This window comes from Streptomyces sp. NPDC091377 (assembly GCF_044757045.1).
Classification (GTDB): Bacteria; Actinomycetota; Actinomycetes; order Streptomycetales; family Streptomycetaceae; genus Streptomyces.
In genome coordinates this window covers 1-22,992 of sequence record NZ_JBIVUE010000030.1, presented here as the reverse complement: position 1 = coordinate 22,992, position 22,992 = coordinate 1, and the positions used below count along the sequence as shown (strand labels likewise).

At 71.2% G+C, this 22,992-nt stretch carries 16 protein-coding genes; 13 read left to right on the top strand and 3 right to left on the bottom strand.

Annotated elements, in window-relative coordinates; translation table 11 throughout:
- The first annotated feature begins 24 nt into the window (after nt 1-24).
- The 4 genes from ACIQNG_RS37110 to ACIQNG_RS37095 all read left to right on the top strand — a co-directional run bounded on the left by ACIQNG_RS37110 (nt 25) and on the right by ACIQNG_RS37095 (nt 4,523).
- Entirely contained in the window at nt 25-1,104 is a 1,080-nt protein-coding gene (locus ACIQNG_RS37110) for a GNAT family N-acetyltransferase (RefSeq protein ID WP_401491424.1), read from the top strand.
- 108 nt (nt 1,105-1,212) lie between these two features.
- A complete protein-coding gene (locus tag ACIQNG_RS37105; RefSeq protein ID WP_401491422.1) occupies nt 1,213-1,953 on the top strand; it encodes a TMEM175 family protein in 741 nt (246 codons plus the stop codon).
- Nucleotides 1,954-2,042: 89 nt separating this feature from the next.
- Nucleotides 2,043-3,566, top strand: coding sequence for a tRNA (N6-isopentenyl adenosine(37)-C2)-methylthiotransferase MiaB (gene miaB, locus ACIQNG_RS37100; protein ID WP_401491420.1), 1,524 nt, complete (start codon nt 2,043-2,045; stop codon nt 3,564-3,566).
- 222 nt (nt 3,567-3,788) lie between these two features.
- Nucleotides 3,789-4,523: a class III extradiol dioxygenase subunit B-like domain-containing protein gene (locus ACIQNG_RS37095; RefSeq protein WP_401425294.1), complete on the top strand. Its 735-nt coding sequence runs from the start codon at nt 3,789-3,791 to the stop codon at nt 4,521-4,523.
- A gap of 210 nt (nt 4,524-4,733) precedes the next feature.
- Here the strand turns inward: ACIQNG_RS37095 and ACIQNG_RS37090 are convergent, their stop codons facing one another.
- Both ACIQNG_RS37090 and ACIQNG_RS37085 read right to left on the bottom strand, forming a co-directional pair.
- Entirely contained in the window at nt 4,734-5,147 is a 414-nt protein-coding gene (locus tag ACIQNG_RS37090; protein ID WP_401491417.1) for an antitoxin, read from the bottom strand.
- Between the two features lie 24 nt (nt 5,148-5,171).
- On the bottom strand, nt 5,172-5,744 hold the full coding sequence (locus ACIQNG_RS37085) for a hypothetical protein (protein WP_401491416.1): 573 nt from the start codon (nt 5,742-5,744) through the stop codon (nt 5,172-5,174).
- A gap of 181 nt (nt 5,745-5,925) precedes the next feature.
- Between ACIQNG_RS37085 and miaA the strand changes: the two genes are divergently transcribed.
- From miaA to hflX, 6 genes are all read left to right on the top strand, one after another.
- Nucleotides 5,926-6,864, top strand: coding sequence for a tRNA (adenosine(37)-N6)-dimethylallyltransferase MiaA (miaA, locus tag ACIQNG_RS37080; protein WP_401491414.1), 939 nt, complete (start codon nt 5,926-5,928; stop codon nt 6,862-6,864).
- Between the two features lie 106 nt (nt 6,865-6,970).
- Nucleotides 6,971-7,501 (top strand): hypothetical protein, encoded by a 531-nt coding sequence (locus tag ACIQNG_RS37075; RefSeq protein ID WP_401425303.1) that lies wholly within the window; start codon nt 6,971-6,973, stop codon nt 7,499-7,501.
- Between the two features lie 52 nt (nt 7,502-7,553).
- Complete coding sequence (gene dapF, locus ACIQNG_RS37070; protein WP_401491412.1) at nt 7,554-8,504, top strand: diaminopimelate epimerase; 951 nt, start codon at nt 7,554-7,556, stop codon at nt 8,502-8,504.
- A gap of 496 nt (nt 8,505-9,000) precedes the next feature.
- A complete protein-coding gene (locus tag ACIQNG_RS37065; protein ID WP_401491410.1) occupies nt 9,001-11,496 on the top strand; it encodes a RelA/SpoT family protein in 2,496 nt (831 codons plus the stop codon).
- A gap of 169 nt (nt 11,497-11,665) precedes the next feature.
- Entirely contained in the window at nt 11,666-13,405 is a 1,740-nt protein-coding gene (locus ACIQNG_RS37060; protein WP_401491408.1) for a M1 family metallopeptidase, read from the top strand.
- Nucleotides 13,406-13,671: 266 nt separating this feature from the next.
- On the top strand, nt 13,672-15,165 hold the full coding sequence (gene hflX / locus ACIQNG_RS37055) for a GTPase HflX (protein ID WP_401491406.1): 1,494 nt from the start codon (nt 13,672-13,674) through the stop codon (nt 15,163-15,165).
- A gap of 288 nt (nt 15,166-15,453) precedes the next feature.
- Here the strand turns inward: hflX and ACIQNG_RS37050 are convergent, their stop codons facing one another.
- Nucleotides 15,454-16,680, bottom strand: a complete 1,227-nt coding sequence (locus ACIQNG_RS37050; protein WP_401425315.1) for a trypsin-like serine peptidase — start codon at nt 16,678-16,680, stop codon at nt 15,454-15,456.
- A 932-nt stretch (nt 16,681-17,612) separates the two neighbouring features.
- On the opposite strand from ACIQNG_RS37050, the gene ACIQNG_RS37045 reads away from it, so the two are divergent.
- From ACIQNG_RS37045 to ACIQNG_RS37035, 3 genes are all read left to right on the top strand, one after another.
- Complete coding sequence (locus ACIQNG_RS37045; protein WP_401491403.1) at nt 17,613-19,832, top strand: IucA/IucC family protein; 2,220 nt, start codon at nt 17,613-17,615, stop codon at nt 19,830-19,832.
- A gap of 112 nt (nt 19,833-19,944) precedes the next feature.
- Nucleotides 19,945-20,655 (top strand): GNAT family N-acetyltransferase, encoded by a 711-nt coding sequence (locus ACIQNG_RS37040; protein ID WP_401491401.1) that lies wholly within the window; start codon nt 19,945-19,947, stop codon nt 20,653-20,655.
- A gap of 271 nt (nt 20,656-20,926) precedes the next feature.
- On the top strand, nt 20,927-22,903 hold the full coding sequence (locus ACIQNG_RS37035) for an ATP-dependent DNA helicase (RefSeq protein WP_401491399.1): 1,977 nt from the start codon (nt 20,927-20,929) through the stop codon (nt 22,901-22,903).
- Nucleotides 22,904-22,992 lie beyond the last annotated feature (89 nt).

Here is a 22,992-nt window from a genome sequence, read left to right as displayed (position 1 = left end):
GGGACAGCTGCCTAGGGTCACCCCATGCCCTCCTCGCTCTCGCCTTCCCTTCCGCCCTCGCTCCGCATCACCTCCGTCTCCGCCGTGTCCGTGGCCCAGGCCGCCGCCTGGTACGAGGTGACGGCCGCGGCCGTCCGGCACGATCTGCCCGACGACACCCCGCCGAGCCCCGAACAGGTACTCGGCGCGCTCCGGGCCGCCGCGCCACCGGACGGCGACCGGCGCTTCTGGCTGGCCGCCGATCCCGAGGGGCGGACGGTGGGAGTGGCCTCCCTGCTGCTGTTCGGCTCGGCCGGGCAGCGGCATCTGGCCGAACTGGAGATGTCCGTCCACCCCGGGCACCGCAGGGAAGGCGTCGGCGCGGAGTTGCTCACGCAGGTGGTGGCAGCCATGCGGGCCGAGGGACGCCGCGCCCTCATCGGTCGGGTCGTGGTGGACGGACCCGGCGCAGCGTTCGCGGTCGCCCAGGGATTCCGCCCCGTACTGCCCCTGACCCACCTGCTGCTCGACACGGCCCGCGCCGACACCCGGTGGGCCGACTCCGTGCCCCCCGGACACTCCCTCGTCACCTGGACCGGAACCGTCCCCGACGCGCTGGCCGACGCCCTCGCCGCCGCCAAGAACGCCATGAACGACATGCCCACCGGCGAGATGGACTTCGGCAGCCGCCACTGGGACGCCGAGCGCGTCCGGGCGATGGCCCGGGTGGTGGCCGACCGGGGCGACACCCTGCTGACGGTCGCCGCCATGGCCGGGGAGCGCATGGCCGGATACACCGAGGTCGTGCTCCGGCCCGGGGAGAAGGACAGGGCCCAGCAGTACGACACCGTCGTGGTGCCCGAGCACCGGGGGCACGGGCTCGGGCTTCTGCTGAAGGCCGCGATGGTGCGCAGGGTACGGGCCGACCACCCGACCGTCACCGAGATCGAGACGGACAACGCCGACGACAACACCCACATGCTCGCCGTGAACGAGCGGCTGGGATTCCGGGCCTATCGGCGGACCTGTGTGTACCAGTTGGAACTGGAACTGGAACAGGAGGAGGAGCAGGAGCAGCAGGAGCAGGAGGAGGGGCAGAAGGAGGAGCAGGGGGTCACGGAGTAGCCGAGTGGTCCGCTCGGCGACGGACCACCGCGTGGTAGTCCTGACCTGACCCGAGTTTCCCCCCGACTCGGACGCCTCCCCCTCACACACCCTTTTGGCGCCGCCTACATGACGAACCGTTCGGTCGCTCCCCGTCTCCATCTCCGCCCCCGCATCCGCCCCCGCATCCGCTTCCGCCGGGGCCGTGCCACCACCGTGGAAGCCGCGCGCCTCGCCGCCTTCGGTGACGCCGTCTTTGCGATCGCGATCACGCTGCTCGCCCTGGGGATCACCGTCCCCGAGGGCCTGCCCGACGCGAAGGTGGCGCAGGCGGTCCGCGACGCCGTCCCCGCCATCGCCGGCTTCGGCCTCAGCTTCGCCGTCATCGGCGCCCTCTGGCTGGCCCAGCACGCCCTGTTCCGCCATATCGCGACCCTGGACCACCTGCTCCTCTACGCCTATTTCGGGCTCCTCGCCGTCGTCGCGGCCCTGCCCTTCCCGACCCGACTGCTCAACCAGTACGGCGAAACCGTCATCGCCACCGTGATCTACGCGGGAGCAATCACCCTGGCCTCCGGCCTGATGTCCACCATGTACCTGCGTCTGCTCGCCGTACCGTCCCTCGCCGCCCCGCACACCTCCCGGGCTCGGCTCAAGGCGTCGTGTCGGCACAGCCTGCTGCTCGTCCTGGTCTTCGGCACGTCGATCCCGGTCGCCTTCGCCTCACCCAGCACCGCCAAGTACTGGTGGGTCCTCGCCATCCCGGCCCGCCTCCTCTCCCAGCCGCCGCGCGAACCCGCCCAGGGCCCTCCCGGAGGGACCTCTCCCGGAGGGGCTCCTTCCGGAGCGGATCGCGGCACCCGGTCCTGACCCCGGCCCAGACCCCGGTCCCGACCCCGGTCCTGACCCCGGTCGGGCGGACGGCCGGGCCTGCTCCGGCCACCGCCTACCCTTGACGCATGACCAGCAGCAGCGACCGGAGCCTCGCAGTGGACGTTCACACCCCCAAGAGCTATGAGATCCGCACCTACGGGTGTCAGATGAACGTGCACGATTCCGAGCGATTGGCCGGGCTGCTGGAGGATGCCGGCTATGTGCGCGCCCCCGAGGGCGCCGACGGCGAGGCGGATGTCGTCGTCTTCAACACCTGCGCGGTCCGCGAGAACGCCGACAACCGCCTCTACGGCAATCTCGGCCACCTCGCCCCGAAGAAGGCCCGGCGCCCCGGCATGCAGATCGCCGTCGGCGGCTGCCTCGCCCAGAAGGACCGCGACACCATCGTGAAGCGGGCCCCCTGGGTCGACGTCGTCTTCGGCACCCACAACATCGGCAAGCTCCCGGTGCTGCTGGAACGCGCCCGCGTCCAGGAAGAGGCACAGGTCGAGATCGCCGAGTCCCTGGAGGCGTTCCCGTCGACCCTCCCGACCCGCCGCGAGAGCGCCTACGCCGCCTGGGTGTCGATCTCCGTCGGCTGCAACAACACCTGCACCTTCTGCATCGTGCCCGCCCTGCGCGGCAAGGAGAAGGACCGCCGCCCCGGCGACATCCTCGCCGAGGTAGAGGCCCTGGTCGCCGAGGGCGTCTCCGAGATCACCCTGCTCGGCCAGAACGTCAACGCGTACGGCAGCGACATCGGCGACCGGGAGGCGTTCAGCAAGCTCCTGCGCGCGTGCGGGTCGATCGACGGCCTGGAGCGGGTCCGCTTCACCTCGCCCCACCCCCGCGACTTCACGGACGACGTGATCGCGGCGATGGCGGAGACCCCCAACGTCATGCCCCAGCTCCACATGCCCCTCCAGTCCGGCTCGGACACCGTCCTGAAGGCCATGCGCCGCTCCTACCGCCAGGAGCGCTACCTCGGCATCATCGACAAGGTCCGCGCGGCCATCCCGCACGCCGCCATCACGACCGACATCATCGTCGGCTTCCCCGGCGAGACCGAGGAGGACTTCGAGCAGACCCTCCACGTGGTGCGCGAGGCCCGTTTCGCCCAGGCGTTCACCTTCCAGTACTCCAAGCGCCCCGGCACCCCCGCGGCGACCATGGACGGCCAGATCCCGAAGCAGACCGTCCAAGCGCGCTACGAGCGACTGGTCGCCCTCCAGGAACAGATCTCCTGGGACGAGAACAAGGCGCAGGTCGGCCGCACCCTGGACCTGATGGTCGCCGAGGGCGAGGGCCGCAAGGACGGCACCACCCACCGCCTCTCCGGGCGCGCCCCCGACAACCGCCTGGTCCACTTCACCAAGCCGGCGCAGGAGGTCCGCCCCGGCGACGTGGTCACCGTCGACATCACCTACGCCGCCCCGCACCACCTCCTCGCCGAGGGCGAGACCCTCGACGTCCGCCGCACCCGCGCGGGCGACGCCTGGGCCAAGCGCAACGCCGAGCCCGCGCAGCCCGCCAGCGTCATGCTCGGCCTCCCCCAGATCGGCGCCCCGGCCCCGCTGCCGGCGGCCACCGGAGGCTGTTCGGCACGCTGACCTGCGGCGCGCACCCGGTACGCCCTCGCGTGTACCTCGTAGGCGTCGCCGTACGAGGTCGTACGTCGCCGTACGTCGCCGTGCGAGGTCGTACGAGGTCGTAGGACTCGTCGCCCCCGTAGGACCTCGTCGCCCCGGTCGGACCCGCAGGTAGCCGTACGGGCGGCGCGGGTGAGGGGGCGTACATCGCTCCGGCCGCGCTCCGGGGCTACGCTGCCGATCATGCTTGTCGCCGCCGCAGTCTGCCCCTGTCCGCCGCTGCTGGTCCCCGAGGTCGCCTCGGGGGCCGCGCCCGAGATGGCCGACGCGCGCGCCGCCTGTGTCGACGCCCTCGGCGTCCTCGCGGCGGCCCGGCCCGACCGACTGCTGGTCGTGGGCCCCGCCGGGGAGCGGGAACTCGGGTCGTATGCCGAAGGGACCCCCGGTTACTTCCGGGGCTTCGGGGTGGAGACCGACGTACGGCTGGGGCGGGCGGAGCCGGAGACGGCGAGCGCGGACCCCGGGGCGGAACGCCCGCTGCCCACCTCCCTCGCGGTCGCGGCCTGGCTGCTGAACAGTGCCGGATGGGCGGATGCCCCGATCGAGGGACTGGCGGTGGGGGAACCGTTCGATGCCGAGCGGTGTATTCAGATCGGGAGGGAAGCGGCCGGGGCCGGGGGTGAGCGGGTGGTTCTGCTGGTGATGGGCGACGGCAGCGCGTGCCGCACGCTCAAGGCGCCGGGCTATCTGGACGAGCGGGCGGCGCCGTACGACGCGGCGGCGGCCCGTGCGCTCGGCGCGGCCGACGTGGCGGCGCTCAAGGGGCTGGATCTCGCGCTGTCCCGCCAGCTGAAGGTCTCCGGCCGCGCCCCCTGGCAGGTCCTCGCGGGCGCCGCGGAGGACGCCGGGCTGTCCGGATCCCTGCTGTACGACGACGCGCCGTACGGGGTGGGGTATCTGGTGGCGGCCTGGTCGTAGATCCGCCGAGAACGGCTGACGGCCGGGAGCCGACGGCCGGGATCCGACGGCCGGGAGCCGACGGCCGAGAGCCGACGGCCGGGATCCGACGGCCGACGGCCGGGAGCCGTGTGCTCCGCGGCCGTCTGCCGGTGGATGCCGTCTGCCAGTGGCGGACATGGGTGACGCGGCGCGTTGGCGCGGGCGGCTGCCCACGCCACACCGCACCCGCTAGGGAGCGGGCGGCGGAGAGTCCGGCGGGGTGGTGCCGCCACCCGGACCGGCACTTCCCGGCCCGGTCCCTCCAGCGGGACCGGCGGTCCCAGTGGTTCCAGTGGTCCCAGTGGTCCCAGTGGTCCCCGTGGGTCCGGTGGACCCGGTGGTTCCCGTGGGCCCGGTGCCGCCCTGACCCGGGGCGGTGCCTTCAGGACCGCCGTCCTTGTGCGCGAGCCGGTCCATGGCGCCCTTGGCCTTGTCTGTACCGGTGTGGATCTTGTCGCTGTACTTGCCCTTGGTCCGCTCGTCCACCGCCTGCGCGGCTTTGTCGATGCCCTGCTGGATCTTGCCCCCGTGCTGCTGCGCGAGATCCGACACCTTGTCCTTGGCCGGAGTGAGCTTGGCCTTCAAATTGTCCAGGAGACCCATGGTCCACCTTCCCTAGCGGGCCAGTTACGTGCGGGCGCTCTCACCGGCTCCGTTGTCGGCGGCCTTCGCGGCGGACTGCTGCTGGGGAATCCCGACGCCCGAGGTCACCGTACCTTCGGCGTCCTCGGCATCGCGCGCCGAGGAACCCTCGGACTCGCCCTCATCGGCACCCTTCACCGCCGATTCCGCCGATTCCGCCGATTCCGCCGAAGCCTCTGGAGTCTTCGGGGTTTCCGGGACCTCGGCGACGGCTTCCGCGGTCTGCCCGGCGTCCTGAGTCTCCGAAGTCCCCGGAACCTTCACGGCCTCCGAAGCCTCACCAGCCCCGTCGGCCCCGTCGGTTCCCTCGGTCCCGTCAGCCGCTTGCACTCCGTCGGGCCCGCCTCCGGCATCGGCATCGGCGTCGGCATTGACCTCAGCATCGGCCTTGGTCTTGGCCCCGGCTTTGGTCTCAGCCGCCGCGGTGCCCACCGCATCCTTCGCCTCACCAGCGGAAACCTCGGCCGCGTCGGCGGCCGGAGCCCCCTTGGTCGCCGCCTCCTCCGTGGCTTTCTCCGTGGCCTTCGACCTCCGAAGAAGTCGCGCAAAAACGCCCATATCAACTCCATACGTTACTCGTGCGGGCGAAATCCCGCGTAGCCCGGTGCGTCCGATCGCGTCACCCGGGGTCACCGTCTCGCCGGACGGAGGCGAAACCTCGCAACGGGCAACGACCGCGCACGTCACCTGTCACGTAACTCGTTCGAGTGCCCACCGGCGGGTTTGCGAGACTGGTGCGGTGAGCAGCGCACCCCCCACCCCCCGAGTCATCGCCGTCGTCGGACCGACCGCGGCAGGAAAGTCCGATCTGGGCGTCTTCCTCGCCCGGCAACTCGGAGGTGAGGTCGTCAACGCCGACTCCATGCAGCTCTACCGGGGGATGGACATCGGCACCGCCAAACTGACGCCGCGGGAGCGGGCGGGCGTACCGCACCATCTGCTGGACATCTGGGACGTCACCGTCACGGCCTCGGTCGCCGAGTACCAGCGGCTCGCCCGTGCCCGCATCGACGCCCTGCTCGCCGAGGGCCGCTGGCCCGTCCTCGTCGGCGGCTCCGGCCTCTACGTCCGAGGTGCCGTGGACAACCTGGAGTTCCCCGGCACCGACCCCGAGGTCAGGTCCCGGCTGGAGGAGGAACTGACCCTGCGCGGCTCGGGCGCCCTGCACGCCCGGCTCGCCGCCGCCGACCCCGAGGCCGGACGGGCGATCCTGCCGAGCAACGGGCGTCGTATCGTCCGCGCGCTGGAGGTCATCGAGATCACCGGCCGGCCCTTCACGGCCAATCTCCCCGGCCACGACTCGATCTACGACACCGTCCAGATCGGCGTCGACGTGGCCCGCCCCGAACTGGACGAGCGCATCACGCGCCGGGTCGACCGGATGTGGGAGGCCGGACTCGTCACGGAAGTGCGGGCACTGGAGGCGCAGGGGTTGCGCGAGGGGCGTACGGCGTCGCGCGCCCTCGGCTACCAGCAGGTCCTCGCCGCGCTGGCCGGGGACTGCACGATGGAAGAGGCACGGGCCGAGACCGTCCGGGCCACCAAGCGCTTCGCGCGCCGTCAGGATTCATGGTTCAGACGCGACCCCCGGGTGCATTGGCTCAGTGGGGCCGCGGTGGATCTCAGGGAACTTCCGCGACTCGCACTGACGTTGATCGAACGACCGGTCACAGCCTGATCACGTCATGGCATCGGGACGCCCAGGCCGTCATCCGGGCCTTCGAGGCCGTGCCATCATCGAGCTTCGATCGACCCTGGAGTCCGAGTTGGGAGGGCGTGTGGCGATGGAGGCCGGCCCTCGCGACGACACCGCACAAGACACCGAGCCCGTCATCGAACCCGTCGCCGCCGACCGCGGCCGGGCCGAGCCGGACGACCCCCGGCTCAGCCCCGACGGACCCGATGACACCGACGACACCACCGACGGGGTGACGGAGGACGGCCCGGAGCCCGAGGAGATGTTCCCGGGCGGCCCCGAGGTCGAGGTCGAGCTGAGACCGCAGCGCAAACTGCGGATCTGGCAGCTCGCGCCCATCGTGGCCCTGGCCGCGCTCGGCTCCCTGATGTTCGCCTTCCCGCTCGCCTTCGACTTCGGCGACAGCGGTGCCGTGATCGCCATGCTGGGCCTGCTGATCTGCTCGTGCGCCGCGGGCTGGGGCATGACGGCCGCCCGCCGCGTCGGCCACTCCTGGCCCGGACTGCCCCAGCGCGGCTCCGGCAGACGCCCGGACTGGCGGGTCGTCCTCGCCTACGTCCTGATCGTGGTGGCCGTCGTCGTCCTCGCCGTGTGGCGGGTCGCCCGGCTGCGTGGCTGAGCCCACCGCGCCTCACTCCGTCCGTGCGGGGATCACGCCGTACGATCGAGGGATGAGCACGCGGATCGCCTTCCTCAAGGGCCACGGGACCGAGAACGATTTCGTGATCATCCCTGACCCCGAGAACGCCCTCGACCTGTCCCCGGCCGCCGTCGCCGCCCTGTGCGACCGCCGCGCGGGCATCGGCGGCGACGGTCTCCTGCACGTCGTACGCTCCGCCGCGCACCCGGAGGCGGCGTCGATGGCGGCCGAGGCGGAGTGGTTCATGGACTACCGCAACGGCGACGGCTCGATCGCCGAGATGTGCGGCAACGGCGTACGCGTCTTCGCCCGCTACCTCCAGCGCGCCGGACACATCACCGAGGGTGACATCGCCGTCGCCACCCGCGGGGGCGTGAAGACCGTGCACCTGGCGAAGGCCAAGGACCGGGCGGCCGGGGACGGGGTCCGGGAGGTGGCTGGGGAGGTGGCAGGGGACGGAGTCCGGGAGGCGGCCGGAGCCGGGGACATCACCGTCGGCATGGGCCGCGCGCTGCTGCCCGAGGGCGACGTGACGGTGAGCGTCGGCGAGCGGACCTGGCCCGCCCGCAACGTGAACATGGGCAATCCGCACGCGGTGGCCTTCGTGGACGACCTGGCCCACGCCGGGGACCTGTTCACCCCGCCGCCGTTCGGCCCGGCCGCCGCCTACCCGGACGGGGTCAACGTGGAGTTCGTGGTCGACCGCGGCCCCCGCCATGTGGCGATGCGCGTCCACGAACGCGGCGCCGGAGAGACCCGCTCCTGCGGCACCGGCGCGTGCGCGGTCGCCGTGGCCGCCGCCCGCCGCGACGGCGTCGACCCCGCGGTGACCGGGGCGCCGGCGACGTACACCGTCGATCTGCCCGGTGGCCGACTGGTCATCACCGAACGCCCGGACGGCGAGATCGAGATGACCGGCCCGGCGGTGATCGTCGCCGAGGGCGAGATCGACGGGAAGTGGCTGGCCGGCGCGGTCGGCTGACGGCTCCTCAAGGGCGGCCGGTTGTCGTGCCCTTCATGGGGCCGCGAGAGGTATCCGGTATCTCCGGCTCCGTACCCCCGTACAACTGCCGCGCGTAAACCTCTTTCCGGTCGCTCGAATGGGTGATCCGTTTCACGCTCGGCGGGAGGCGGTCAGCCGGGCGTGGTGGGCTCGATAGCATCAAGCACCGGCCCGGACGGGGGACGGTATCGCCACCCCCTGAGCCGTGTCCGCCATGGGGCATCCCGTCCGCCGGTCGACGCAGCCGGAGGTGCCCATGAGTGCGGAGGCCACGAACCCCGCGACCGCAGGCCCGATCACCCGCCCGGGCCCGCTCACCACCCCAGACTCGCTCACGGCTTCGGCCCCGGTGGTTGCCACCCCGGATCCGGCCGAGGCTGCGGCCGTTGCTGATCCGGCCAGGGCTGCCGCCGTTCCTGATCCGGTCACGGCCTCGGCCCCGGTGGTCGTCACTCCTGACCCCTTCTCAGAACCCGTGCCCGGCGCCCCCGCTCCCGCCGCGGCCCCGGTCGCCCGCCGCAAGACCCGCTCCCGACTCGACCTGCGCCGCCTGGGCCGGGCCGCGCTGCTGGGCTCACCGGCCCGCGGCCGACTGCCCGACGCGATCAGCCATGTGGTCGACGCCCACCGCGCCCACTACCCCGACGCCGACCTCGAACCCCTGCGCAGGGCCTACGTCCTCGCCGAGTCCTCGCACCGCGGCCAGATGCGCAAGAGCGGTGAGCCGTACATCACCCACCCCCTCGCCGTGACCCTCATCCTCGCCGAACTCGGCGCGGAGACGACGACGTTGACCGCCTCCCTCCTCCACGACACCGTCGAGGACACCGAGGTGACCCTCGATCAGGTCGGCACGGAGTTCGGCGCGGAGGTGCGCTATCTGGTCGACAGCGTCACCAAGCTGGAGAAGGTGGAATACGGCGCCGCCGCCGAGCCCGAGACCTTCCGCAAGATGCTGGTCGCCACCGGCAACGACGTACGCGTCATGTCGATCAAACTCGCCGACCGGCTGCACAACATGCGCACCCTCGGCGTGATGCGCCCCGAGAAACAGGCCCGCATCGCCAAGGTCACCCGCGACGTCCTCATCCCGCTCGCCGAACGGCTCGGCGTCCAGGCGCTCAAGACCGAGCTGGAGGACCTGGTCTTCGCGATCCTGCACCCCGAGGAGTACCGGCACACCCGCGAGCTGATCGCCGAGAACGCCGCCCGCGCCGACGACCCCCTCGCCCTGACGGTGGGCGACGTCCGCGCGGTGCTCCAGGACGCCGACATCCCCGCCGAAGTCCTCGTCAGGCCCCGCCACTTCGTCTCCGTCCACCGGGTCTCCCGCAAACGCGGACAACTGCGCGGCGCCGACTTCGGACGGCTGCTGGTGCTGGTGGGCGAGGACGCCGACTGTTACGCCGTCCTGGGTGAGCTGCACACGTGTATGACGCCGGTCGTCTCGGAGTTCAAGGACTTCATCGCCGTACCGAAGTTCAACCTCTATCAGTCGCTGCACACCGCCGTCGCCCGCCCCGACGGACAGGTTGTCGAAGTCCTCATCCGCACCCACCAGATGCACAAGGTCGCCGAAGCCGGCGTCGTCGCCCTCGGCAATCCGTACGCGTCCCCTGCCGAGGAGTCCCGGGCTCAGGAGGTCCCGGCCGAGCGTGCGTGGGGCGAGGGCGAGCGGGTCGAGGGCGAGCGCGTCGACCCCACCCGGCCCGGCTGGCTCTCCCGGCTCCTCGACTGGCAGCGCGGCGCCCCGGACCCCGACACCTTCTGGTCCACCCTGCGCGAGGACCTCGCCCAAGACCGTGAGATCACCGTCTTCCGCCCCGACGGCGGCACCCTGGGCCTCCCCGAGGGCGCCACCTGCGTGGACGCCGCCTACGCGCAGTACGGCGAGGACGCGCACGCCTGCATCGGCGCCCGCGTCAACGGCCGTCTGGCGACGCTGAGCACCGTCCTGAAGGACGGCGACAGCGTTCAGCTCCTCATGGGCCAGGACCCGGCCTCGGAACCGTCCCGCGAGTGGCTGGAGCACGCCCACACCCCCACCGCGCGCATCGCCATCCAACGCTGGCTGTCGACCCACCCGACCCACCCGACCCACGCGACCCACGCGACCCCGGCGACTCACCCGACCCCGGCGACCCACCCGACCCCGGCGACCCCGGCGACGACGCCGTCCGAGCCTTCACCGGACGCCCCACGGGGCAGCGACGCACCGGGCGCCCCACCGGCCCCTCCGTCACCAGGTGCCGTACGGGGCGACGCGTCGGATCCCCCCCGGAGGAGCGGCGCCGGAAGCGCGGCTGGGACTGGGACCGGAAGCACGGCCGGGAGCGGGGCTGGGACCGGGAGCGGGAGCACGGCCGGGAGCGGTACAGGGAGCGCGGTTGGGACCGGGAGCGCGGTCGGCACCGGGCGGGGAGCCGTGGCGGACGCACAGGCCACCGCCGCGACCAGCTCCGCCAACGCCACCGCCACCACCATCACCGCCGGCGCCCCCGCCGCGTCGTCGCCACGCCCCACCCCCGACGTCATGCTCGACCACCCCGGCGGAGACGCCCGACTCGCCGGATGCTGTACGCCCGTACCGCCCGACCGGGTCACCGGGTTCGCCGTACGCGGGGGAGTGGTCACCGTCCACCGCGCGGAGTGCGCCGCCGTGGGCCGGATGAAGAGCGCCGGGCGCGCGGAGATCGGTGTGCGCTGGGGCGAGAGCAGCGAGTGCCTGGTGACGCTGGTAGCCGAATCGTTCGGGCGCCCGCATCTGCTGGCCGACCTCACCGAGGCGATCGCGGTGGAGGGCGCCGAGATCGTCTCCGCGACCGTGGAACCCCCCAGCCAGCAGCGCGTCCGTCACACCTACACCCTTCAACTCCCCGACGCGACCGGACTGCCCTCCCTCATGCGCGCGATGCGCAATGTGCCGGGTGTCTTCGACGTGAGCCGGGCACGGCACGCGGCGACGGCGTAGCACCAACGGCAGGAGCAGAGGGGAATGGTGGGGAACGGGAGGAAGGGACGCGGCCGTACTTTGCTCCCCCCTCCCCCCTCCCCTGCCGCGTCCCGCCCGAGAGCCCGTTCGAGCGAGCCCGGCGCGCGTCCTCCCTGGCGCGCGCCCCCTCGGCTGGTAGCCGTGGTCCATGCCGCACACCCTCGACACCGCCCTCCCACCCCGTACGCACGGCCCCACCCGCACTCCTCGCCCCTCGGAATCCCGACGCGCGGGCCTGAAGCCCCCGGAGTCCAGGAACTCCCGCCGTCTGAAATCCGCGCTGCTCGCCTCGGCCGTCTCCGTCTGCCTGGTCGCCGCGAGCGCCCTCGCGACCCCGCTGGGCATCGGGGACCGGCTTTTCCGGGACTTGGGGAACCCGGGGTACGACGTGACGTCGTACGACCTCTCCTTCACCTACGGCGGCAGCAACGGCGAGCCGCTCCAGGCCGTGACGACCATCGACGCTTGGACGACCAGGCCGCTGGACTCGGTCAACCTGGACTTCACCCACGGTGAGGTCCAGTCGGTGCGGGTGGACGGCGTACCGGCGGACTTCAAGGGCACGGGCGAGGACCTGGTGGTGACGCCCGGGCATCCGCTGGGCGCGGGGGAGTGGACGCGGATCACCGTGCGGCACACCAGTGATCCGGCGCCCGACGGCGATCGCGACAGCGGCTGGGTGCGGACCGGCGACGGACTTGCGATGGCCAACCAGCCCGACGCCGCGCACACGGTCTTCCCGTGCAACGACCACCCCTCCGACAAGGCGTACTTCACCATCCGCGTGACCGCCCCGGACGGCTACACAGCCGTGGCCAACGGCCTGCCCGCAGGAATGAACCCCGTGAACCCCGTGAACCCTGTAAACCCCGTGAACCCGGTTAACCCAGTAAACCCGGTGAATCACGGAAACAGCGCAAACAAGGGGAACAAGGCAAGCAAAGGGAATAAAGGGAACAAAGAGAACAACGGGAAGAAGTCGAAAAGGGCCGTCACCTGGACCTACCGCACCCAGCACCCCATGGCCACCGAACTGGCCCAGGTCTCCATCGGCCGCTCGACCGTGCTCCACCGCACCGGCCCGCACTCCCTGCCGGTCCGCGACGTCGTCCCCACCCACGCCCGTGACCAGGTCGAACCCTGGCTGAGGAAGACCCCGGACCAGATCGCGTGGATGGAGGACAAGGTCGGCCGCTACCCCTTCGAGACATACGGCGTCCTGATGGCCGACGCCGCCACCGGCTTCGAACTGGAGACCCAGACCCTCTCCCTCTTCGAGCTACGGGTCTTCACGGATCCCGCCTACCCCGAGTGGTACGTCGACTCGATCATGGTCCATGAGCTGTCCCACCAGTGGTTCGGCGACAGTGTCGCCCCGCGCGTCTGGTCCGATCTCTGGCTCAACGAGGGACACGCCACCTGGTACGAGGCCCTGTACGCCGAGGAGAAGGCGGGCCGCACGCTGGAGGCGCGGATGAAAGCCGCGTACGCCTCCTCCGACCGCTGGCGCGCGAGCGGCGGGCCCCCGGCCCGCCCCAAGGTGCCCGCCCCCGGCGACCGGCTCGGGATCTTCCGCCCCAACGTCTACGACGGCGGCGCGCTGATCCTCTACGCCCTCCGCCAGGAGATCGGCACCGCCGCCTTCGACCGCCTCCAGCGTTCCTGGGTGAGCCGCCACAGGGACGGCGTGGCGAGCACCCGGGACTTCGTCGCCCTGGCCTCCGAAACCGCCGGCCGCGACCTCACCCGCTTCCTCCGGGGCTGGCTCTACGGCGAGAAGACCCCGCCGATGCCCGGCCACCCGGAGTGGAAGCCCGACCCGGACCCGGACCGGGGCCCGGACCGGGACCCGGCACTCGCCTCCGGAAGAGAAGCCCGCGCCCGATAACGCAATGACGAGACGAGGCGCACCGTGAGACCATCAACGGGTCGGCGCCGCGGCAGAGCCCCGACGCTGCGACCACGGGAATCCCACGGGAATCCCACGGGAATCCCACGGGAATCCCACGGGAATCCACGGGAATCCTGCGACGGTCTCACGCGTTGGAAGCATTGTGAGCTGTGGTTTTCACCGCCACGGCCACCGGCACCGCCAATGCCACCGCCGGCACCGCCAGCACAGCCATCCCATCGACGTATCGACGTAAGGATCAAATGACCTCCTCTTCATCCCCTTCCCAGGACAGTCAGCGCCTCGCGCACAGCTACTCCGAAGGTCTTCGGGCCGATGCCCTGATGGAAGAGGACGTCGCCTGGAGCCACGAGATCGACGGGGAGCGTGACGGCGACCAGCTGGAGCGCTCCGACCGTGCCGCCCTGCGCCGTGTGGTGGGCCTCTCCACCGAGCTGGAGGACGTCACCGAGGTCGAGTACCGGCAGCTCCGCCTGGAGCGTGTCGTCCTCGTCGGCGTCTGGACCTCGGGGACCGTACAGGACGCGGACAACTCCCTCGCGGAGCTGGCCGCCCTCGCCGAGACCGCGGGCGCGCTGGTGCTCGACGGTGTCGTCCAGCGCCGTGACAAGCCCGACGCCGCCACCTACATCGGTTCCGGCAAGGCCGAGGAACTGCGCGACCTCGTCCTCGAAACCGGCGCGGACACGGTCATCTGCGATGGTGAGCTGAGCCCCGGCCAGCTGATCCACCTCGAAGACGTCGTCAAGGTCAAGGTCATCGACCGTACGGCCCTGATCCTCGACATCTTCGCCCAGCACGCCAAGTCCCGAGAGGGCAAGGCCCAGGTCGCGCTGGCACAGATGCAGTACATGCTGCCGAGGCTGCGCGGCTGGGGTCAGTCGCTGTCCCGGCAGATGGGCGGCGGCAAGGGCGGCGGACTCGCCACCCGTGGCCCCGGTGAGACCAAGATCGAGACGGACCGGCGGCGGATCCGCGAGAAGATGGCGAAGATGCGCCGGGAGATCGCGGAGATGAAGACCGGGCGCGACATCAAGCGCCAGGAACGCCGCCGCAACAAGGTTCCCTCGGTCGCCATCGCCGGCTACACCAACGCGGGTAAGTCCTCCCTGCTCAACCGCCTCACCGGCGCGGGCGTCCTGGTCGAGAACGCGCTGTTCGCGACCCTGGACCCGACCGTGCGCCGCGCCGAGACCCCGAGCGGCCGTGGCTACACGCTGGTGGACACCGTCGGATTCGTCCGGCATCTGCCGCACCACCTGGTCGAGGCGTTCCGCTCCACCATGGAGGAGGTCGGCGACGCCGATCTGATCCTCCACGTCGTGGACGGCTCGCACCCGGTCCCGGAGGAGCAGCTGGCCGCCGTACGCGAGGTCATCAGGGACGTCGGCGCCACCGACGTACCCGAGATCGTCGTGATCAACAAGGCGGACGCGGCCGATCCGCTGGTGCTCCAGCGGCTGCTGCGCACGGAGAAGCACTCCATCGCCGTCTCGGCCCGCACCGGTGAAGGCATCGCCGAACTGCTGACCCTGATCGACGACGAACTGCCTCGCCCGTCCGTCGAGATCGAGGCCCTGGTCCCCTACACCCACGGCAAGCTGGTCGCCCGCGCCCACGACGAGGGCGAGATCCTCTCCGAGGAGCACACGGCGGACGGCACCCTGCTGAAGGTCCGGGTCCACGAGGAACTGGCAGCCGAACTCACCCCGTACATCCCGACCCCGGCCGCCTGACCAACTCGCCCCGCCGCACCTACCGGGCGGCGAGCGAACCCCAGGCGCCATGAAAGAGGCCCGCCCCCGGTGTGGGGGCGGGCCCCTTCGCTGTCAGCGGCCCGGACGCAGGTCGCTCTACCCAACCGCACGTCCGATGCCAGGCCCGCCGAGCCACGACGACCGCCACCCGCAAGCCACTCCGACGACCGTCACACCCACCTCTGCCAAGCCGACGGCCGACCGCCAAGCCTGCCGACCGCCGAGCCTGCCGCTGCCAAGCCGACGGCCGTCACACCTACGACGACATCACTGACCGGCGAACTTGTTGCTCACCGAGTCGAACACACCCTTGGCCTCGTCACCCAGCCGAGGACCGGCCAGCCAACCGGCGGTCAGGGGGCCGATGGAGGTGTTGGACACCAGCGCGGGCTGGCCGTCCGCCCCAGCGGCGACCCAGCCACCACCGGAGGAACCACCCGTCATCGTGCAGCCGATCCGGTACATCGTCGGGTCCGCCTCAGTCAGCGACAGCCGACCCGGCTTGTCCTCACACTGGTACAGAGCCTGCCCGTCGAACGGCGGCGCCGCCGGGTACCCGGTAGCCGTGATGCTGTCCACCTCCGGCACAGCCGGCCCGTCGAAGTTCACCGGCAGCGCCGAACCCACCGTCTCCTCCAGCGACTTCCCCGAGCCGCCCTCCTCCGGAGTCACATGGATGACCGCGAAGTCGTACGCCGCCCCGTCCCCACCGGTCGGCCCACCCTGCTCGATCCACTGGTCCGAGGTCTGCACCCAGTCGGCCCACCAGACCCCGTACGGCGCGACCTCTTCCTCCGTCGCGGACTGCAACTCCTCGGTCGACAACGCCGAGTCGTTGTACGACGGCACGAACGCGACGTTCCGGTACCAGCCACCGCTCTTGCCCGCGTGCACACAGTGCCCCGCCGTCCACACCATGTTCGACTTACCGGGGTTGGCCGGGTCCTGCACGACCGTCGCCGAGCAGACCATCGTGCCCTCGGGCGAGTCGAAGAGCAGCTTCCCCGCCTCGGGGACACTGTCGTGATACTTCGCCGGAACGGCCGCCGCCTCCACCGGCTCCGGCGTCGGGTCGGTCACCCCCTGATCGCCCGAGATGTCGTTGTCGTCGACGTTCTGGTCAGGCTCCTCGGCGTCCCGCATCCGGTCCGGGTCCCACAACCCCTCGATGATCGGGTTGATGAACTCGTCCGCCTCGCGCAGCCAGTCCTCGCGGTCCCAGTTCTTCCACTCCCCGTCCCGCCAGGAGTCCAGATCGATCCCATGGTCCTTGAGCCGGTCCTTGAGGTCATCCGGAATCTGGATCTTCTTGTCGTCCGCCGCTGCCGTCGCCGACGCCGAACTCTCGCCGCCGGCCGAGGAGTCACCCGACCCACAAGCCGTGGCGGTGAGTGCGAAAGCCGAGACCAGCGCGACCGTGGCCAGCACCGGAGACGTTCTACGCCGCACACTCCTCCCGCGACGAACGGTGAACGACGGCCGTATGGATCGCATGGACTTACTCCCCCTGATATGAACGGACTCGGCCCTACGACGGCGGCCACGGCGACGCTCCCAAGAGCCCCTCCCGCCCCCACCGCACCGGCCTTCGGGAACGGCCACCCACACTATGCGGTTGCTGTGGGGGACTTCCGACGGAACGGCAACGGTTCGGCCACAGGCTCCCTGACCAGCACCCCGACCCCCGCGAACACCGACTCGGACAACCCCTGTTGCCGCCTGATCCGATCCAGCGTAGGGACGCGGAACCGGCCGACCTGGGACATCAGTTGAGAGCCGACCGCCTCCGACCCCGGTGCGGCCCACCCCGTCGTACCTCACCGTGCCCGAGCCGCCCTCCGCCCGCCCCCTCCCCGGAGCGAATCAGCGCCCCGGCACCACCCCACCCCACCTCGAACCCCATGCGCCCGTACCGCGCCCCTTCCACTACCACAGGGATCTCCCTCCAACCCGTAACCCCGGCGGACATGGAGTGTTGGTAGCCATGGGCGGGCACTCCTGACCTGGGCTTGTCGCCCGCCTCCGCCCTCTGACCGGCCCCGACGCCGAGAACCAGGCACCGGCCTTCGAGGACTACGAGTCGCCGACTCGCCTCCGAGCAAGGGGAGGGCGACGACACCATGGGCCACACCCCGGGCACCGTGCACTGCACCCCTCAACACACGCCCACCGCCCGTACCTTGCGAGACCCGGACCTGGACCCGAGACCCGGACCCGAGACCGGAGACCCGGACCCGAGACTCGGACCTGGACCGGAGACCCGGACCCGAGATCGGACCTGGACCCGAGACCCGGACGCGAGACCAGAGGCCGGAGATCCCTGCCGACCGCACCCACCATCAGCGCGCCCACAGCGAGAACACCGCTCGCACCACACCGGAGAGCCCGGAATCCGGAACACACCGCCACCAGCCTCAGGGACCCCTTTGAACACCACACCACACCACCCCGAGCACCAGACCCCCGCCCCGACCACCACACCGCCTCCCGTCACCATCCCCCACCAGCAACCCAGCGCCCCCCACACCGAACAACTCCACGGCGCCACCACCGACCTCCTCCAACACCCCGACCCACACACCGCCGCCCAGGCCGCAGCCCTTGAGAACCTCCTCCGCTGCTGGGTACGGGAGACCGACCTTCCCGCGCCCGATACCGACACCCTCCGCATCCCCCTCCCCGCCACCGGCACCACCGTCCTGGTCCCGATCCACTACTGGTCCCCGACCGGCTGGCACCGCTTCGGCCTCCCTCACCTGGAGACACCCCCCACCCCTCCAACCCCCGCACACACCCACCCCGACTCCGGCTCCGTCCCCACCCCCAAACGCTCCCGACCGCTGGACGCGGTCACTCTCACCGCCCTCCTCTCACGAGAGCGACAAGAGGGCTGGGAACGCCCAGGCCCTGAGAAGCGCGAGCCATGCGAGCCATCAGCCGACATCGTCGGCCAACGCGCCACCCGCGCCCCGGACTCCACCCCTGCCCCCGACTCCACCCCCGCCCCCGACTCCACCGCCGCGACCGCCACCGCCCCCGCCGACCTCGTGGCCGGCGTCGCCGACTCCCTCCGCCGTACCGTCACCTTCATCACCGAGCGCCGCCGCAGCCCGGCCGATCCCCCCGACCTCTTCCTCTCCGCCGAACAGGCCCTGCTCCTGGGCCACCCCCTCCATCCGACTCCCAAGAGCCGAGAGGGACTCACCGAAGCCGAAGCCCGACGCTACTCACCGGAACTACGGGGTTCGTTCCCCCTGCACTGGCTCTCCGTAGCCCCCTCCCTTCTCGCCACCGACTCCGCCTGGACCGAGCGAGGCCGTGTCATCCCCGCCCACCACCTCACCGCACAACTCGCGGGACCGGGCCTGCCCCTGCCCGATGGCCACGCCGCCCTGCCTCTGCACCCCTGGCAACTGCGCGAGGTCCTTCACCGTCCCGAGACCGAGGCACTCCTCGCGGCCGGACTCCTCCGGGACCTGGGCTTACACGGCCCCGCCTGGCACCCCACCTCCTCCGTGCGCACCGTCCACCGCCCCGGTGCCCCCGCCATGCTCAAGTTGTCCCTCGGCCTCCGCATCACCAACTCCCGCCGGGAGAACCTGCGCAAAGAACTCCACCGGGGAGTCGAGGTACACCGTCTGCTCCGCAGCGGTCTGACCCGGCAGTGGCAGGCAGCCCACCCCGGCTTCGACATCGTCCGAGACCCCGCCTGGCTGGCGGTCGACGGGCTCGACGGCCAGCCCGTACGCGGTCTGGACGTGATGATCCGCCACAACCCGTTCACGCCCTCGGACGATGTCTCCTGCATCGCGGGACTGGTCGCCCCACGGCCGTTCCCGGCAGCGGGAGCGTCCCAGGCACTGACCCCGGCCACAGCCTCGCCGGCCCGGAACGACCAGCCAACCCAGCCAACCCAGCCAGCCAAGGCGACCCAGCCGACTACTCCCAGGACCACCACTCCCGAAACGGCTTCCCAGACAGACTCCACGACCACCTTCCCCACACCTCGCACCGCACCCCCGGCGCAGAGTTCTCGACTCGCCGAGGTGATTGCTCGCCTCGCAACCGACACCGGCCGCTCGCGAAGCGCCGTAGCCACCGAGTGGTTCCTGCGCTACCTGGAACACGTGGTCCGCCCCATCCTCTGGCTGGACAGCGAGGCCGGTATCGCCCTGGAAGCCCACCAGCAGAACACCTTGCTCCTGCTCGACAAGCACGGTTGGCCCACCGGCGGTCGCTATCGCGACAACCAGGGCTACTACTTCCGGGCCTCTCGACGCGCGGAACTCGACGCCCGGCTCCCCGGTGTCGGCGAGCACAGCGACACCTTCGTCTCCGACGAGGTCACCGACGAGCGCTTCGCCTACTACCTCGGCATCAACCATGTGCTCGGCCTGATCGGAGCCTTCGGCTCCCAGCACCTCGCCGACGAGCGTCTCCTTCTCGCCGCCTGCCGACGCTTCCTGGAGGACGTCGCCTCCGGCCCCACCCGACTCCGCACCACACTGCCCACCCTTCTCCTGGACTCACCCAGCCTGCGTTGCAAAGCCAACCTCCTCACCAGGCTCCACGGCCTTGACGAACTCGTCGGCCCGGTCGACACCCAGTCCGTCTACGTCACCCTCACCAACCCCCTCTACGCCTGAGCCCCTCACCCCGACCGGTCACCACGGCCGACCCCCCCACTCACCGTGGAATCACAAGCCCTTCCACTCCTGTGGACCACACCTGACCCCGTCACCTGAGAGGAGCGTCGCCGTGCGGCCCACCGTCACGCTGAGCACCGCCACCGCCACCGCCACCGTCATCGCCCCAGCCCCAGCTACCGTCATCAACACAGCAGCCACAGCAGCCACGGCCGACAGTGCCCACCCCGCCTCCGCAGCCGTCGCCCTGCCCGACCTCCTCGACAGCCCCGCCACCTGGGGGGCGAAACAGACACCGGACGGTTCTTTCCAGCTGATCGCCGTTCGCCTCCACCGTGACCTGCCCCTGATCACTCATTGGATGAATGACCCCGCCGTCGCCGAGTACTGGGAACTGGACGGTCCCGAGAGCGCGGTCAGGGATCATCTGTGCCACCAACTGCTCGGTGACGGCCGCAGCATTCCCTGCCTGGGACTCCTGGAGGGAAGGCCGATGAGTTACTGGGAGATCTACCGTGCCGACCTGGACCCGGTGGCCCGCCACTACCCGGCTCGCCCGCACGACACCGGAGTACATCTCCTCATCGGCAGCGCCCCCGACCGAGGCCGAGGGCTCGGCGGCTCTCTGCTCCGGGCCGTGTCGGACTTGATCCTCGACCACCGTCCCACCTGCACCCGTGTCGTCGCCGAACCCGACATTCGCAACACCCCCTCCGTCTCCGCTTTCCTCAGCGCCGGATTCCGGTTCGCCGCCGAGGCGCACCTGCCCGACAAACGAGCCGCCCTGATGATCCGCGACCGGTCCCTGCGTGACGCGCTGTAGCCGTGCGCCGCAGCGTCATCACTTTTGGTACACCGCTCGCGCCGATCCGGTTCCCGATTTCCCCAGACTCACCCCCGCCCCAGACTCACCCCCCAGCCCCCCATCACTGCCACCCCTTACCCCCCCTCGCTCACCACCCTTTACACCCCTCGCTCGTACCCCTTACGCACCCACCCCTCCCACCGCACCCCTTACGCACCCACCCCCTCTCACCCCCTCCCACCTGCGATCTCACCCGATTGTCAGTCCCGAGCCGTAGGGTGGTCGCGCTATGACAAAGCCCTCACTCCCCGAACTCCTGCATGCCGCCGTCACCGCTGTCGGCGGCACGGAGCGCCCCGGCCAGGTGACCATGGCCGAAGCCGTCGCGGACGTCATCGACGACGGCTCCCACCTGCTGGTCCAGGCCGGCACCGGCACCGGAAAATCGCTCGGGTACCTGGTGCCCGCGCTCGCCCACGGGGAGAGAGTCGTCGTCGCGACCGCCACCCTGGCCCTCCAGCGACAGCTCGTGGAGCGCGATCTCCCGCGCACCGTGGAGGCACTGCATCCGCTTCTCCGGCGCCGTCCGGAGTTCGCGATGCTCAAGGGCCGGTCGAACTACCTGTGCCTGCATCGCCTCCACGAAGGAGTCCCGCAGGACGAGGAAGAGGGCCTGTTCGACCAGTTCGAGGCGGCGGCCCCCACCAGCAAGCTCGGCCAGGACCTGCTGCGGCTGCGCGACTGGTCGGACGGGACCGAGAGCGGTGACCGGGACGATCTGACGCCGGGCGTCTCCGACCGCGCCTGGGCGCAGGTGTCGGTGTCCTCGCGCGAGTGTCTGGGCGCGACGAAGTGCGCGTACGGCGCCGAGTGCTTCGCCGAGATGGCCCGCGAGCGGGCCAAGCTCGCCGAGATCGTCGTCACCAACCACGCTCTGCTCGCGATCGACTCGATCGAGGGCGCTCCGGTCCTGCCGCAGCACGAGGTGCTGATCGTCGACGAGGCCCACGAACTGGTGTCGCGCGTCACCGGCGTGGCCACCGGCGAGCTGACGCCGGGCCAGGTCAACCGCGCGGTGCGGCGCGCCGCGAAGCTGGCCAACGAGAAGGCCGCCGACCAGCTCCAGACCGCCGCGGAGGGCTTCGAGCGGATCATGGAGTTGGCGCTGCCGGGGCGTCTGGAGGAGATCCCGGAGGATCTCGCCTACGCGCTGATGGCGCTGCGGGACGCCTGCCGTACGGTGATCTCCGCCATCGGCGCGACCCGTGACAAGTCCGTGCAGGACGAGGACGCGGTCCGTAAGCAGGCGCTGGCCGCCGTGGAGACCGTGCACGACGTGGCGGAGCGGGTGGTGAACGGCTCGGAGTGGGACGTCGTCTGGTACGAGCGGCACGACCGCTTCGGCGCGTCCCTGAGGGTCGCCCCGATGTCCGTCTCGGGCCTGCTGCGCGAGAAGCTCTTCACCGACCGCTCGGTCGTCCTCACCTCCGCCACGCTGAAACTGGGCGGCGATTTCAACGGCGTGGGCGCCTCGCTGGGCCTGGCCCCCGAAGGAACCGAGGGCGAGGACCTCCCGCCGTGGAAGGGCGTCGACGTCGGGTCCCCGTTCGACTACCGCAAGCAGGGCATTCTCTACGTCGCCAAGCATCTGTCGCGCCCCGCGCGCGACGGCGACCGTGGCGACATGCTGGACGAGCTGACCGAGCTGATCCAGGCCGCCGGCGGTCGTACGCTCGGCCTGTTCTCCTCCATGCGGGCCGCGCAGCTCGCGGCGGAGGAGCTGCGCTCACGCATCCCAGAGTTCCCGATCCTGCTCCAGGGCGAGGAAACCCTCGGCGAATTGATCAAGAACTTCGCGGCCGACCCCAAGACCTGTCTGTTCGGCACGCTCTCCCTCTGGCAGGGCGTCGATGTCCCCGGGGCGAGTTGTCAGCTGGTCGTCATGGACAAGATTCCCTTCCCGCGCCCCGACGACCCGCTGATGAGTGCCCGCCAGAAGGCTGTCGAGGACGCGGGCGGCAATGGCTTCATGGCTGTCGCCGCGACGCATGCCGCGCTGCTCATGGCGCAGGGCGCCGGCCGTCTCGTCCGCGCGACTGGGGACCGGGGTGTGGTCGCCGTACTGGATCAGCGTCTCGCGACGGCGCGCTACGGCAGCTACCTCAAGGCGTCGCTGCCGGACTTCTGGTACACGACGGACCGTAACCAGGTGCGGAAGTCGCTCGCCGCGATCGACGTGGCCGCCGACCAGACCGAGGCCGGGTAAAAGCCGAGCTGGGGGCCTGGTGGGGGGGGGCCCCCCCCCCCCCGGGGGGGGGGCCCCACCCCCCCCCCCCCCCCCCCACCCCCCCCCCC